This is a genomic window from Rhizomicrobium palustre (genome assembly GCF_011761565.1).
Classification (GTDB): Bacteria; Pseudomonadota; Alphaproteobacteria; order Micropepsales; family Micropepsaceae; genus Rhizomicrobium; species Rhizomicrobium palustre.
In genome coordinates this window covers 3,793,827-3,807,881 of the sequence record NZ_JAASRM010000001.1, presented here as the reverse complement: position 1 = coordinate 3,807,881, position 14,055 = coordinate 3,793,827, and the positions used below count along the sequence as shown (strand labels likewise).

15 protein-coding genes are annotated in these 14,055 nt (G+C 60.6%); 4 read left to right on the top strand and 11 right to left on the bottom strand.

The window, feature by feature from the left end; translation table 11 throughout:
- Nucleotides 1–8: 8 nt before the first annotated feature.
- On the top strand, nucleotides 9–896 hold the full coding sequence (locus FHS83_RS16885) for a 2-dehydropantoate 2-reductase (protein ID WP_167084265.1): 888 nt from the start codon (nucleotides 9–11) through the stop codon (nucleotides 894–896).
- Here the strand turns inward: FHS83_RS16885 and FHS83_RS16880 are convergent.
- The 6 genes from FHS83_RS16880 to FHS83_RS16855 form a co-directional block, all read right to left on the bottom strand.
- Nucleotides 893–1,681: an alpha/beta fold hydrolase gene (locus FHS83_RS16880; protein WP_167084263.1), complete on the bottom strand. Its 789-nt coding sequence runs from the start codon at nucleotides 1,679–1,681 to the stop codon at nucleotides 893–895. The two genes, FHS83_RS16885 and FHS83_RS16880, sit on opposite strands and share 4 nt — an antisense overlap.
- Nucleotides 1,627–2,850 carry a hypothetical protein gene (locus tag FHS83_RS16875; RefSeq protein WP_167084261.1) on the bottom strand — a complete coding sequence of 408 codons (1,224 nt, stop codon included), beginning with the start codon at nucleotides 2,848–2,850 and terminating at the stop codon, nucleotides 1,627–1,629. Before FHS83_RS16875 ends, FHS83_RS16880 begins: the two co-directional genes overlap by 55 nt.
- Before the next feature lie 83 nt (nucleotides 2,851–2,933).
- Nucleotides 2,934–3,338 (bottom strand): ketosteroid isomerase-related protein, encoded by a 405-nt coding sequence (locus FHS83_RS16870; protein WP_167085592.1) that lies wholly within the window; start codon nucleotides 3,336–3,338, stop codon nucleotides 2,934–2,936.
- Nucleotides 3,338–4,213 carry a carbon-nitrogen hydrolase family protein gene (locus tag FHS83_RS16865; protein ID WP_208414923.1) on the bottom strand — a complete coding sequence of 292 codons (876 nt, stop codon included), beginning with the start codon at nucleotides 4,211–4,213 and terminating at the stop codon, nucleotides 3,338–3,340. Before FHS83_RS16865 ends, FHS83_RS16870 begins: the two co-directional genes overlap by 1 nt.
- Entirely contained in the window at nucleotides 4,213–4,794 is a 582-nt protein-coding gene (locus tag FHS83_RS16860) for a GNAT family N-acetyltransferase (protein ID WP_167084259.1), read from the bottom strand. Before FHS83_RS16860 ends, FHS83_RS16865 begins: the two co-directional genes overlap by 1 nt.
- A 45-nt stretch (nucleotides 4,795–4,839) precedes the next feature.
- The gene (locus FHS83_RS16855; protein WP_167084257.1) at nucleotides 4,840–5,697 is read right to left on the bottom strand and encodes a DUF3108 domain-containing protein; all 858 of its coding nucleotides are present in this window, start codon (nucleotides 5,695–5,697) and stop codon (nucleotides 4,840–4,842) included.
- A gap of 251 nt (nucleotides 5,698–5,948) precedes the next feature.
- Here FHS83_RS16855 and rpmB point away from each other — a divergent pair, with 251 nt between their 5' ends.
- Both rpmB and FHS83_RS16845 read left to right on the top strand, forming a co-directional pair.
- Nucleotides 5,949–6,242 (top strand): 50S ribosomal protein L28, encoded by a 294-nt coding sequence (gene rpmB / locus FHS83_RS16850; protein WP_167084255.1) that lies wholly within the window; start codon nucleotides 5,949–5,951, stop codon nucleotides 6,240–6,242.
- Between the two features lie 135 nt (nucleotides 6,243–6,377).
- Nucleotides 6,378–7,139 carry a hypothetical protein gene (locus tag FHS83_RS16845; protein ID WP_167084253.1) on the top strand — a complete coding sequence of 254 codons (762 nt, stop codon included), beginning with the start codon at nucleotides 6,378–6,380 and terminating at the stop codon, nucleotides 7,137–7,139.
- A 141-nt stretch (nucleotides 7,140–7,280) separates the two neighbouring features.
- Here the strand turns inward: FHS83_RS16845 and FHS83_RS16840 are convergent, their stop codons facing one another.
- The 4 genes from FHS83_RS16840 to FHS83_RS16825 form a co-directional block, all read right to left on the bottom strand.
- Entirely contained in the window at nucleotides 7,281–8,729 is a 1,449-nt protein-coding gene (locus FHS83_RS16840; protein ID WP_167084251.1) for an acetylxylan esterase, read from the bottom strand.
- Nucleotides 8,730–8,803: 74 nt separating this feature from the next.
- Nucleotides 8,804–10,693, bottom strand: coding sequence for a cobaltochelatase subunit CobT (gene cobT, locus FHS83_RS16835; protein WP_341801567.1), 1,890 nt, complete (start codon nucleotides 10,691–10,693; stop codon nucleotides 8,804–8,806).
- 4 nt (nucleotides 10,694–10,697) lie between these two features.
- Entirely contained in the window at nucleotides 10,698–11,693 is a 996-nt protein-coding gene (cobS, locus tag FHS83_RS16830) for a cobaltochelatase subunit CobS (RefSeq protein WP_344100937.1), read from the bottom strand.
- Between the two features lie 56 nt (nucleotides 11,694–11,749).
- Nucleotides 11,750–12,139 (bottom strand): J domain-containing protein, encoded by a 390-nt coding sequence (locus FHS83_RS16825; protein WP_167084245.1) that lies wholly within the window; start codon nucleotides 12,137–12,139, stop codon nucleotides 11,750–11,752.
- A gap of 311 nt (nucleotides 12,140–12,450) precedes the next feature.
- On the opposite strand from FHS83_RS16825, the gene FHS83_RS16820 reads away from it, so the two are divergent.
- Complete coding sequence (locus FHS83_RS16820) at nucleotides 12,451–12,717, top strand: BolA family protein (protein WP_167084243.1); 267 nt, start codon at nucleotides 12,451–12,453, stop codon at nucleotides 12,715–12,717.
- Nucleotides 12,718–12,730: 13 nt separating this feature from the next.
- Here the strand turns inward: FHS83_RS16820 and FHS83_RS16815 are convergent, their stop codons facing one another.
- Entirely contained in the window at nucleotides 12,731–14,038 is a 1,308-nt protein-coding gene (locus FHS83_RS16815; RefSeq protein ID WP_167084242.1) for an HlyC/CorC family transporter, read from the bottom strand.
- Nucleotides 14,039–14,055: the final 17 nt, after the last annotated feature.

The following is a 14,055-nucleotide window of genomic DNA, read 5'->3' as shown; positions in this document are numbered from 1 at the left end:
AGATCGCCATGGCGCGCATTAGCTTGATTGGACCTGGGGCTATCGGTTCAGCCGTGGGTGGCGCGCTGTTGGACGCCGGCCATGAAGTGACCTTTTGCGCGCGCAAGGCTTTCACGCGGCTTTCCGTCCGCAAGGAAGACGAGCGCCCGAAAATGCACCTCGTCAATGTCGTGACCGCGCCGGAAGACCTTTCCGAGGCCGATTGGGTGCTGGTCTGCGTCAAGACCTATCAGGTGCCAGGTGTCGCTGATTGGTTGAAAGCGGCGGTGACGCCGGGCGCCAAGGTGGCGGTGCTGCAGAACGGTATTGAGCAGCGCGAGAATGTCGAACCCTTCGTGCCGGAAGGAACCGAGATCGTGCCGGTGATCATCGATCTGCCCGCCAGCCGCAAAGCGCCGGGTGAGGTGGTGTGGAAGCGCATAGCGCAGGCCTTTGTGCCGGAGGGCGAGGCCGGGAAAGCTTTTGTCGCGCTGTTCGAGGGCTCGTTCCTGACGGCGGAAACGACGGAAGATTTCGTCACCCGCGGTTGGCTGAAGCTTTGCAACAACGCACCCAGCGGCGCGGTGCTGGCATTGACGGGGCTGCCCTTGGGCGTGATGCATAGCCCTGGTGTCGCCGAGGTGGCGCGCGCGATCCTGACCGAGTGCATCGCGGTGGGCCGCGCTGATGGTGCCAAGCTGGACGATGAGCTGATCGAGCGCCAGATGCAGGCGTTTCTTTCGGCGCCCGCGCAGGAAGGCAATTCGATGTATGAAGACCGCATGGCTGGCCGCCCCATGGAATGGAGCGCGCGCAACGCCGTGATCCTGCGCAAAGGCGAGAAACACGGCATTGCAACACCTGTCAGCGCCGTGGTGGTGCCCCTGCTGCAAGCTATTTCGGAGGCGAAAGCCTAATCCCCGATATTGGCTTTGAGGAATTTCTCCAGCTCCGTCAGCCAAAGGATGCGAGACGGCGCGGTTTGCAGATAGTGGGTTTCCTTGTCCACCTTGATGAAGGTGACTTTCTTTTTGGCTTTTTCCAGAGCGCTTGCCATGCGTTCACTTTGCGAGATACGCACAGTAGCATCGGCGGTGCCATGGACGAGAAGCACAGGCACCTTGATTTTGCCTGCATGCAACGCCGGAGAAACGGCGTCGAGCTTGGTCGCATCATTGCGCCGGTCGCCGATATAGACGGATTCCGCCGACATCAGCCAAGCGTCTGAGCCGCCGGAATCGCGAGATTCATCTGCCAATTGTTCGCGTAAATCGGTGACAGGTGCCCAAGCTGCGGCGCAGGCATAAAGCTCCGGTGTGAACGAAACGCCTGCCAGCGCCGCATAGCCGCCATAGGAGCCGCCGACGATGCAGATGCGTTTGGGATCGGCAATGCCATCGGCGATCAGTTTCTTGACCCCATCGGTGACATCGTCCTGCATTTTCAAACCCCACTGGCCATAGCCGGCTTTTTTGAAGGCTTTGCCGTATCCTGTTGAGCCGCGGAAGTTGGGTTGCAGCACGGCATAGCCGCGATTGGCGAGGAACTGGGCCTCCCAATTGAAGGACATGTCATCGCGCGCCATCGGCCCGCCATGCGGCAGGATCACGACGGGAAGATTTTTGGCTTCCTTGCCGGGCGGCACAGTCAGATAGGCGGGGATTTCGAGACCATCGCGGGCCGCATAATTGTAGACCCGCACCTGCCCGAGATCGGAAATCTGCAGCTGCGCATAGTTTCGCCCGAGCCGCTGTAACGCGTTGGTCTGAGATCGAGCACATAGAATGAGGGCGGCGACATGGGGCCATCCGTCGCCACCACGACTTTGTTGCGCGCCAAATCCCAAGAAATCGGAAACGCTGAGAGGCCCTGAAAATCTGCTTCAATGTTGCGTTGCATCTCTTGCAGATTGGAATCGAAGAAGGCGAGCTTGGCAAAATGCGACGTGTAAACCGCGCCGAGGACGCGACCTGTCCAAGGATCTTCGAAAGATCCGGTCGCATCGTAGACGGGGTGAGAATAAAGCTCGCGCATCTTACCGTCGGCCAAGGACATGGACATGTGGACGCCTCTGCCGTCCTGGCCTTCATCGACCGACAAGACCAGCGACTTGCCATCCTGCGACAGGCCGTGCACGGCAAAGCCATGGCCGTTGGTGGCATCGGTCGAGGCTATTTCTTTCCAGCTTTTATCCGCCGTATAGGCGAAAATATGATCCGTAAGCGGTTTTGGGGTCATGTCGAAGCGCGCGACCAGATTGCCGTTGCCATCCATTACCCAGCCATAGGTGTTCGTATTGCCTTTCTCGATGTACTTGGCCATGCCGTTTTCCAGCGTGACCCTGAACATGGTGCTGACGGGCGGATAATACTGGCTCATGACATAGCCGCCGCCCGCATATAGCGGCATGTAGATATGGTCCGGATCATTCATGGCGAGGTCGCTGACCCGGGAGGCGGAGTAATTATCCGCCCGGTCTTCGGTCATATTGGAGAACACGGCGACACCATCTCTAGTGTCGGGATCAATAGAAACCGTGCGATGCCAGGGGTGAACGCCTTCGCCCCAGAGATTCGCATTCAGATTGATGCGGATCAGCAGGCGATGATCGTTTGCCCATTGAACGTGATCGATGATGCCTTTTTCATAAGGAAGAAGGATCGGCGGCGTGTTGGAGTTTAATGTCCAGACCGAAACGACGGGCCGCCCCTTCAGCCCCTGTATCATGGCGACCCGCTTACCATCCGGCGAGATGGACACCATCGCGATATTCGGCAGATCGGCAAAGGCTTCGACCGGCGGCTTTGCAGCCAGCGCAGGCGCAATCGTGAACAGAGCCGCCAAAACCGCGGCGGTGCAGCGTGTGAACATGATCCCCCCAGATCCTTTTGCCCAAGAAACTAGAACAAGAGGGGATACGCGTATAGAGAAATGTTGCGGTTAAGCGGTGCGACTTACGGGTTCACCTGCCGGATCCAGTCCGACAGATTGTAGTAGTTGGTGACGCGCGCGATCCGGCCATCCTTGATATCGAAATAGGCCCCGCCCGGCAGGACGTATTTCTGGCCCTTGGCGGGCGGCAGGCCTTCATCGCTGGCGATATATTCTCCGTGCACGACATATTCGGCGGCGGCATAGGCGCCGTGTTCGCCGACCGCGACGCGGATATCGGTGAGGTGCTCGCGATAGCAGCGGTTCATGCGCTCCACGAAGGCACGGAAAGCGTCGCGGCCGATTTCATGTCCGCCTTCATTGACGTCGTGGCGCACATCCTCGGAAAGCAGCGCCAGCATGTCCTCGAAATCGCGGCGGTTGAAAGCATCGTAATAGCTGCGGATCAGGATTTCGGTGTCGGTCATCATGGCGAGCTCCGTAAGGCGATTGTGGGCGTGCCGTAAGCGGTTTTTGTCTGGTCGCGGTGATTAAGGACCTGGCCTTGCGCGCGCACCGCTTTCAGCGCGGCAAGATCAAGCTCGCCATAGGTCCAGCCGGGCTGATTGTATTTGCCGCGCGCGAGGACGCCGTCCGCCGGAAAGCCTTTATCGGCGGGGCCGTAAATGCTGCCCATGCCGGTATTTACATCCACGGCGGGCGACCAGGGCGCTTCGCCGACGGTGGAGGATTGTACCACAAAACACTGGTTCTCGATGGCGCGCGCCCGCGCGGTGATCGATACGCGCGTGTAGCCCGCATCGGTATCGGTGCAAGACGGCACCAGGATGAGATCGGCGCCCGCCGCCGCCAGCGCTTGCACTTGATCGGGAAACTCCACGTCGTAGCAAATGGCGATGGCGGCGGTGATGCCGCCGATCTCGAAGAGCTTCAGGCCGTCGCCCGCGGCAATACCCCAAATCTCATCCTCGAAGCGCGTCATGTGTAGTTTCTGCTGAGAGGCGCTTTGGCCCTCAGGTGAAAACAGCCAGGCTTCGTTGTAATACCGCCCATCGCGTAGCACCGGAAAACTCGGCGCCACCAGATGCACGCCATAGCGTTTGGCGAGCGACGCCCAAATTTCGCGGTAGGGCACAAAGATGGTCTGCAAATCAGCAAGGCTGTCTTTCAAATCTTCGCGCGGCGGGAACAGCGACGTCAGCTCCATGGCTCCATATTCGGGGAAGACGAGAAGCTCGGCGCCGTTATCGGCAGCCTCTTTGACCCAATGCTCCGCCTTGGCGACATAGGTCTGCCAATTTTCGTGCTGTTCGATCGGCCAAGCCGCGGTCGCGATACGCATCAGAGCCTCTTGCGCCAGAAGGCCATGGGTTTGGTGGTCTCGTCGCTGTCGCCGATGTCTTTCCAGGAAAACGACGCGGTGAGGCCGCTGACGGGCGCATAGCCGCGCTTTTTCCAGAATGCATCCAGCGGCACGAAATCGGAGGGCCGGGCAGGGTGGTTGTCGGCGCGCACCACGCCGCAAAAATAGGCCCATTCATGCTTTTGCCGCGCGAAGTCCTCGCGGGCTTCGAAAAAGCGCACCCCAATGCCTTGGCCACGATAGGAGAAAAGCAAAACGGATTCGCTGAAATAGAAAATCGGTGCTTCGTCGATGCCAGCCTTCTGGAACGGCGCGCGGACATAATCCTGCTCGGCCAGAAGCGGCATGCCGGTGGAGGCGCCCACCACGGCACCATTGTCGATTGCGAGGACAACCAGCGCATCTTGCGTGTTCGCGAAAACCGAGAGGTAGTCGCGTTCGTAAGCTTCATCGCCTTCGTAGAGATACGGCCAGTCGCGGAACACGGTGATGCGCAAGCGCGCTAGATCGCCGATATGCGCAGCAATCGCAGGGCCGGTGAGCGGAACGAGTTCGACCATACCGCCGCTATAGCGCCGCGCGCGAGACCTGTCGACGGGGCGCCCTCAATTCACCTTCGGGGTTTGGCCGTCGATTTTCAGGGTGTTGGTGACGGCGGCGATCACGCCGTACTGCGTATTGGCCCAGACGCGTAAGGGGATGGCATAGCTGCGGCCGGTAACGGCGCTGGGAAACACCGCCACCCAGGCATTGATCGCCGGGAAGTTGGTGTCACGCAAAACGCGCGGCTTATAGCCCGAAAGCTGCTTGTATTCGATCGAGCACAGCATGGCCTGGCCCTTGTAGAGGCCGTTATCCATGGTGACGTTGACCGGCTTCACCTTCGCCAGAGTCACATCGTAGCGGCGGCGGCCATCGTAAACCGGCGCCTTCACGCTGCAGGGATTGCCGCCTTCGGTATTGGCCGTGGCCGCGATCATCAGTACCGCGCTCAAGGGATCGACGGTGCCCTTTTTCTCTTCCGGCTTCACTTCATAGCCGGTGAGGGGATAGCTGGGATTGGCGTAGAGGCGGGCTGGATAGCCGTCCTCATAGGTCAGCGACACTTCCTGGTTCTTGGCAGAATGGCCGGTATAGAAGGACTGATACATTCCCGGCTGCATCGACTTCTTTTCGAGCTTGCCATTCGAGGTTGCCTGGATCTGGGACTGCCAGAAGGCGTTGACCACGCCCGAAGTCTCCAGGTTCGAGACGACATGGTAATTGGCGCCGCTGAATTTGGCGTCCATATCCACCTTGCCCAGCGTGATGCCGCCCGCATAAAGGGTCATGGCCAGGGTCAGGCTGCCGCCTGGACCGGCGGTTTCGCTGCCTGCGCCACCCGCCGCCAGCGCCATCCCCGCAGGGGCCGCCAGGGGGGCTGCCAGGGCCAAAAGCGTAAAGACGGTGGTCGAAATCCGCATGGAAAGGGTGCCGGAGCTGTGGTTCCGCAGAGGTTTTATTATGACGCAGGCCCGGTTGTCGAACCCGCTGACATGATAAATTCGTTAAAAGCCGGGGCGATTTGTCCCCTAAATGGCCGCAATGCCAGCCTAAAAGCCCCGAACCGGCGGGCACCGTCACGACAATGTCTTGACCCGGTGGCGCTGCGCAATTATGAGAGCGCCTCTTTCGCGAATCCCGGCTTGGCCGGGCTGTACCCCGAGGAACACCTATGTCGCGCCGTTGCGAATTGACCGGAAAGACCCTTCAGGTTGGCCATAACGTCAGCCATGCCAATAACAAGACCAAGCGGGTTTTCCGTCCGAACCTGCAGGTGATCTCGCTCGCCAGCGACAGCCTGAAGCAGATCTACAAGCTGAAGATCAGCATGAACGCCCTGCGTTCCGTCGACAAGCTCGGCGGCCTGGATGCCTTCTTGCTCAAGGCCAGCGATGCGACTTTGTCGCCGAAGGCTCTCAAGCTGAAGCGTCAGGTTGCCAAGAAGGTCGCCGCCACCGCAGCGTAATGTGCCGATAAAAAACGCGGTAAAGCGACGTTTACGCTGTTTTTCGCGTTTAACGGCATAGTGCCTGCAATAAATCTCCCGTAATGTGTCAAAATGTGCCAGGTCATTAAAAGGCCGGGCATTACGGGGTGGGTTATGGTGCAGGCGTATAATCGACATGTGGTTCCGGGCCGCGTTGGCGGCATGCAGATGGCTCCGCAAGACCGGGGCCTCTACCGGTTAAGGGCGGCGAGCGACGTTCCCTATGCCGCCGCCTATGGCTACGGCCGCAAATCTGGTTTTGGTGAGAAAATCCTGGGCGCGCTGGCTGCGACAGCGCGCGTGGCCGTTTCGGTCGGCGTACTTTTGGCCTGGGTGATCGGCGTATTTCTCTATCGCGACACGCCGGTGAGCATTTTGGGGGCCGGTCAGGGCTGGCTCACTCTGGCACATGCTTTGGTGCCGACCGGCTTCTTCTGTGTCTTTCTGACCAACCGGCGCTATGGCCCGGGCTATGCCTTTGTCCAGGTGCTGGTCACCGCCATTGTGGTGACGGGCTTCGCGCTCGCCGCCGGGCAAGACATCTATCAAATTCTGGGGCCGGAGGGCGTGCCGGATATGCGCGAGGCGCTGGCTTTTGGCGGCGCGTTCATCCTGGCCGGATTTGTCTCGATCACGGCCTTTGACGGCGCGCGCGGGCCGATGTGGTGGACGGCGCCGCTGGTCGGCTTCCTGGTCGCGGCTTTCACCTTTGCCACCATCTTCTTCCTGGCCTCATACGCCGGGGCAGATGCCGAATGGTTCAGCCATGGCGCCACCTATATGGGCATCCTGGCGGGTGAGGGCATCCTGCTCTTGATTCCTTTCTGGGCGCTCCGCCGCATGGTCCCGCCGATGTCGGGATTTGGGGGGTATTGAACCCACTTCACCTCCCCCTTGCGGGGAGGTCGACGCGCGCAGCAAAGCGAGCACGTCGGGTGGGGGTGGGTCCTCGGACGCTTCCCCCCACCCGAAATTTGCACGCAAATTTCGACCTCCCCGCAAGGGGGAGGTGAAAGATTACGGCGTCTTCGCCACCCATTCATCCGGCACGAATTTGCTGCCGTGCAGCAGCACCGCGAGAACTTCTTCGGAGCGTTGCAGCCAGCCCGCCTGCTTATCCGGCGTGTAGTTGTTATGCTCGGACTCGATCATCGGAATGATCTCTTTCGGCGCTTTGATCTGATTGACCGCGGAAAAGATCGTCGCGGGCGGGCAGGTCGTATCGATGAAACCGATCGCGGCCATGGTCGGCGCGGTGATGTGCGGCGTGAAATTGGCGGTATCGAAATAACGCGAAGCTTCGGCGACGCGCGGATCCTGCACTGGCCAATTGGGATAAGCGGCTAAGCGCCCTTTCAGCACCGCATTGGTATCGCCGCCCGAAGGCTCGTTGACCAGCACCGCGGTGACCTTGCCCGGGTTCAGACCTGCCGTGACAAGACTTTGATGGCCGCCCATCGAGGTACCGGTGACCACCAGGGTTTTCTTGTTCCACTCCGGCAGGCTGCGCACCCACTGAAGCGCGCGCGTATCACGCAGATACATGTTGAGGTAATAGCTCGTTTCGCGGCTCTGATTGCCGAGCTCATAGTAATTCTTCGGCGTGCCATTAGCGGAGTCGAGCGGCATGTCATGCGAGGAAACGTTGAAGCAGAGCCAGCCCTCCGCCGCGCGATTGGCACAAATGGAAGGGATCAGCGCGTACACGCCCGCCCATTGATATTGGATCATCGCGGGATGCGGGCCCTTCTTCAGCGGCACCGCGAGATAGCCCTGCACATGCGAATTCAGGCTGTCGAGCTGCACTTTGTAGAACTTGATCCCCGGCACCGGCGCGGCAATCTCGGTGAGGATCGGGTGCATCGGGACCTTCGCCAGCGCCGCAAGCTTCTCGGCCCAGAAGGCATCGAAATCGGCGGGGCGGGGCGCGACGGGCTGGATTTTCGTCGGCGACACCGCGGCGCCCAAGACCGCGATATGCGGCTGCGGCACGGGGGAGGGGCCAAGATCGGCAACCGGCAGGCCACAAGGCTCGAAGGTGAGGCAGAAGCTTGGATATTTGTCGAAGATCGCTTTCAGCGCGGGATCGTTTTTCACCAGCAGTGTTTTCAGCGCGCTGTCGACCTTATTCACATCCGCAGGCGTCGGGCGCGCGGGCGGGGTGGTACCGCTCCTATCTACCGTGACCATGAGCATGCCGGGATGATCGAGCTTGGCGGAAAGCGTCGCGCTGCCTTGGGAAAGGTCGAGCGTGCCGGAAGACACCAGCGTGCCGCCGTTTTCCTTCACCGTGTAGCTGTAGGTCGTCTTGGGCGTGAAACCATAAGCGGTCGTCACGCTCCAGCTCACGGTTTCGCCGGTCTGATAAATGCCGGAGGATTTGAGCGGCGTGAAATTTAGCTCCGCCGCAGAGGCAGAAGCTGCAAAAAGGCCCGCCGCAAACAGCAGCGATACGCGCGATGTCATGGAGACTCCCCGAAGCGTCGTTCTTTTGGAGGAGTGTTCTGCCGCTGGGCGCGCGGGTCAACCCCGCAAATGGTTCAGCGGCGTCCGCGCTTTTTCATCCGGTCGCGGCGGTTGGGGTGGCGGTCTTCGGCGAAGAGGCCGATCAACTGATCCGTCATGGCGCCGCCAAGCTGTTCGGCATCCACGATGGTCACCGCGCGCGCGTAATGGCGCGTCACGTCATGGCCGATACCGATGGCGGTGAGTTCGACCGAGGAGCGGTTCTCGATGAAATCGATCACCTTGCGGAAATGGCGCTCGAGGTAATTGCCGGTATTCACGCTGAGGGTGGAATCGTCCACCGGCGCGCCATCGGAAATCACCATCAGGATTTTGCGTTGCTCCGGGCGGCCCGCGAGGCGGTTATAGGCCCACATCAGGGCCTCGCCATCGATGTTCTCCTTGAGAAGGCCTTCGCGCATCATCAGGCCGAGATTCTTGCGCGCCCGGCGCCAGGGCTCATCGGCGGCCTTATAGACGACATGGCGCAGATCATTGAGGCGGCCCGGCTGGGGCGGCTTGCCATCGGCGAGCCACTTCTCGCGGGACTGTCCGCCCTTCCAGGCGCGCGTCGTGAAGCCGAGGATTTCCACCTTCACCGCGCAGCGCTCCAGCGTGCGCGCGAGAATATCGGCGCACATCGCCGCCACCATGATCGGGCGCCCGCGCATCGAACCGGAATTGTCGAGCAGCAAGGTCACGACGGTATCGCGGAAATCGGTGTCCTTCTCCTGCTTGAAGGAGAGTGGATGCATGGGATCGATGACGACGCGGGTGAGGCGGGCCGTGTCCAGCATGCCTTCTTCGAGATCGAAATCCCAGGAACGGTTCTGCTGCGCCTGCAAGAGGCGCTGCAGCTTGTTGGCGAGCCGCGCCACGACGCTTTGCGCTTGCAAGAGCTGCTGATCGAGGTAATTGCGCAGCCGCGCCAGTTCCTCGGCATCACAAAGCTCGGCGGCGCCGATCACCTCGTCAAATTGGGTTGTGTAGGGCTTGTAGTCCCAGCCGCTATTGTCGCCATAAGGAATATCTGGGCGCCAGGGCTGTTCGCCATCCGCCGGGCTTTCGGAATCCGCCATATCGGCGGACTCGGCGCGCATCTCAGCAGGACTGGCTTCACCTTCCGCGCCTTCGGATTCGCGCTGCTCAGCATCGCTGGCACCGCTATCGCCTTCGGTTTCCTGCGCTTCGGCACCGTCGTTATTCGGCTCGGCCTCTTGGGATTCCTCGCTGCCTTGCTCGGGATTCTGGTCTTCGCCTTCCTCACCGAAATCGAGATCGCGCAAAACGGCGCGGGTGAGTTTGGCAAAAGCCTGCTGATCACGCAGCGCCGCAGTCAGCGCATTCAAATCGGCTCCCGCGCGTTTCTCGATATGCGAGCGCCAGAGCTCGACTGCGGCTTTGGCCGAAGGCGGCGGCGGGGCACCGGTGAGCTTCTCACGTACGATCAGGCCCAGCACATCTGCGAGCGGGGCATCATCTTGGCTGCGGGCCCGGGCCAGGCCTTTTTGCGAAGCGCGCTGCTCTAAACTGGCCGTGAGATTGTCGGAGACACCGCGCATCGCGAGCGCACCGATCGCTTCCACACGTGCTTGCTCGGCGGCTTCGAAGAGGGCCACGGCATCCGGCGTCGAGGGCCGGTTCTGGGCGTGAATTTTCGCATCGTGATAGGCGAGCTTTAGCGCTTGCGCGTCGGCCGAGCCGCGCAGCACCGCAAGCTCCTTCGCCGTCATCTGCCGCGAAGGCGCCGGAAGCTGGGCGCGTTTTTGTTCACCGCCGAAAAAACGCGTGACCGCCGCCCACCAGCTTTGCTGCTCGGTGGTGTAGCTGATTTCGATCTCAGCTTCGCCCGCCAGCGCCCGAAGCGCGCCAGCCATGGCCCGCTTGACATCATCGCTGGAAGAAGGCGGCGGGGAATTGCTCACGATGTTAGGCCACCAGCACCTTGGCGGCGCTTTCGGGCAGCTCTTCGCCGAAGGCGCGCTGATAGAATTCAGCCACCGTGGGGCGTTCGAGTTCGTCGCACTTGTTCAGGAAGGTGACGCGGAAAGCGAAACCGATATCGCCGAAGATTTCCGCATTCTCTGCCCAGGTGATGACCGTTCTGGGGCTCATCACGGTGGAAAGATCGCCATTGATGAAGGCATTGCGGGTCATATCGGCGACACGCACCATGGCGGCGATCTTCTTTTTCTTCTCTCCCGACTGATAGGCAGGCACCTTGGCGCTGACGATCTCGACCTCGGCCTCATGCGGCAGATAGTTGAGGGTCGAAACAATCGACCAGCGGTCCATCTGGCCCTGATTGATCTGCTGGGTGCCGTGATAAAGCCCGGTGGTATCGCCAAGACCAATGGTGTTGGTGGTGGAGAAGAGGCGGAAGGCGGCGTGCGGGCGGATGACGCGGTTCTGGTCGAGCAGGGTCAGCTTGCCCGAGACTTCCAGGATGCGCTGGATCACGAACATCACATCGGGGCGGCCGGCGTCATATTCGTCGAACACCAGGGCAACGGGATGCTGCAAGGCCCAAGGCAGAATGCCTTCGCGGAATTCAGTGATCTGCAAGCCATCTTTCAACACAATCGCGTCCTTACCGACGAGATCGATGCGGCTGATATGGCTGTCTAGGTTGATGCGGATGCAAGGCCAATTGAGGCGCGCCGCGACCTGCTCAATGTGGGTGGATTTGCCAGTGCCGTGGTAGCCCTGGATCATGACGCGGCGGTTATGGGCAAATCCCGCCAGAATCGCCAGCGTGGTGTCGCGGTCGAAGCGATAGGCCGGATCGAGATCGGGCACATAGGCGTTCGGCTTGGAAAAGGCCGGGACCTTGATATTCGCCTCAATCCCGAAGGTGGATTTCACATCGAGCTTGGTATCGGGCGTCAAGGCTGGGTCGAGACCCTCAGTCTCAGTGGTCATGATGCTTTTTCCGGTGTTCATTGATCCGCGCCGCGGGGGAGGTGGAGAGGCGCCCTCTCTCAGCTTACAAGGCCAGAACTGCGCAAATGGCTATAGGCCTTGATCACCTGTTTCAGGCGTTCTTCCGTGCCCCGGTCGCCGCCATTCGCGTCAGGGTGGAAACGCTTCACAAGTTCCTTATACTTGGCCTTGATCTCGTTCAAGGTTGCCGTTGGCTCGAGGCCCAGCGTGTCCAAGGCCTGGCGCTGCAGGCCGGTCAGTGCGCGTTCCGGGCGGCGGCTTTTTTCCGGCTCGGCATCGCCGAAGACGGCAAACCCATCCTCAATGCGGTAGCTGCCACTGGTCCCATCCGCGGTTTTCACCCCGGCGGCGCGCTTTCCGAGCTGCCATGTCGGGCGGTGGCCGGTCAGGGCCTCCTCCTGGAAGCGCGCGACGTCTTCCTCGCTCATGCCCTTGAAATAATCCCACTTCTCATTGTGTTCGCGGGCATGAGCCTGACAAACCCAGACATAAGAAGACAAATCCCGTGACTTGGGGACACGGCAGGTCGCATCACCCTCGCAGCCTTTGATGCTGCAGGGACGCGTGGTCTTTTTGGTGGTCTGCCGAGCCGACGGTTTTTTGATCCGGATGGCGTCAGCAAACCGTGAACGCGTAGGAGATTCCGATTTCGCCATGAGAGTGATTATGGGGTTGAGAGGGGAAAAAACAAGAAAACGAAGCGCTTGACAGGAGGATTTCGTCGCGTCAGGGCTATTCCATGGCTATGACTGATACAATCACCGCCAAGTTGAACGCGGCCTTTTCCCCTGTGGAACTCACCGTGACCGATGATAGTGCCCGCCATGAGGGCCATCACGGGCACCGCCACGGCGGCGAAACCCACTTTATCGTGCGGATCGTCTCGCAAGCTTTCGCCGGTATGGGCCGGGTGGAGCGCCAGCGCAAGGTATATGCTGTCTTGGCGGAGGAGCTGAATACGCAGATCCACGCGCTTCAGCTCGAAACCAAGGCCCCAGGCGAATAGGGGCGCGGAAACATCACCCCGAGGCATTCGTCGCAGCGACGCCTTCGGCGTTTTCGGGGGCGGTGACGCGCAAGACGGTGATCTGGTTTCGCTGGCGGCGCATGACTTCGAATTTGAAGCCATAGAAGGAGAAGCGCTGGCCCACTTCCGGGATGGTGCGCGCTTCGTGGATCACAAGACCCGCGAGGGTAGTGTATTCCTCATCCGGCAGGCTCCAATCCATGGCACGGTTGAGATCGCGGATCGGGGTGGTGCCATCGACCAGGAAGGTGCCATCGGCTTGCGGACGCAGGCCCAGCGCCGGGCGCGGCTGGTTTTCATCCGGGATGCGGCCGAAGACTTCATCGAGAATGTCTTCGCGGGTGACGAGGCCCATGATCTCCCCGTATTCATCCACCACCATGGCAAAATGCGAACGGCGATGGCGGAAGGCATCCAAGAGCTCTTCCACCCCCATGGTTTCCGGTACGAACCAGGGCTGGGTCACCAGCGTGTTCATATCCAGGCCCTTGAAGGCTTCGGGATTGCCCATGGCGGCGCGGATCAGGTCCTTGGTGCGCAAAACGCCGATGATGTTGTCCGGTTCATCGCGCCACACCGGAACGCGCGAGCGGCGCGAGGCCAAAACCTGACGCACGATTTCATCGGTCTCCTGGCCGATATCGATGGAGACCATCTTTTTGCGATGGGTCATGACATCGCCGACCGTCAGCTCGCGTAGATCGAGCACGCCGGTGATCATGTCGCGGCTTTCGCGCTCCACCGCGCCTTCCTTGTGGCGCAGATAAACGGTGCCGCGGATTTCGTCATGCACCTCGTCGGCGACGATGCCTTTGTTCTCACCGCTGATGCCGAAGAGTTTGAGAAGCGCCCAGACGAGGCGCTGTACAGTGCCCACGACGGGGCCAAGCACGGCGACAACCACCGTGATCGGGCGGGCAAGCGCAAGGGCGACTTCAGTGGTGCGCGCGATGGCAAGCGTCTTGGGCAGGACTTCAGCGAAGATCAAGACGGCAACCGTCATGATCGCGGTGACGATCACGACTGCGTGGGTGCCCAAGCGGTCTTCCAGCACCGCCGTAGCAAGCGAGGACACCAGAATATTGACGAAGGTATTGCCGAGCAGCATGGCGCCGATCAGCCGTTCTTTATCGGAGACTAGCCGATTGATCAGGGCGGCGGAGCGCGAGCCGTCCTTTTCCATCTGGTGCATCTTGCCGGGTGAGACAGCGGTCAGCGCCGTTTCCGAGCCGGAAAAGAAGGCCGAAACTGCCAGCAGTCCGGCGATGGCGAATATAGTGACGATCAGAACGGTATCCATGGCATCCTCGGGTGAGA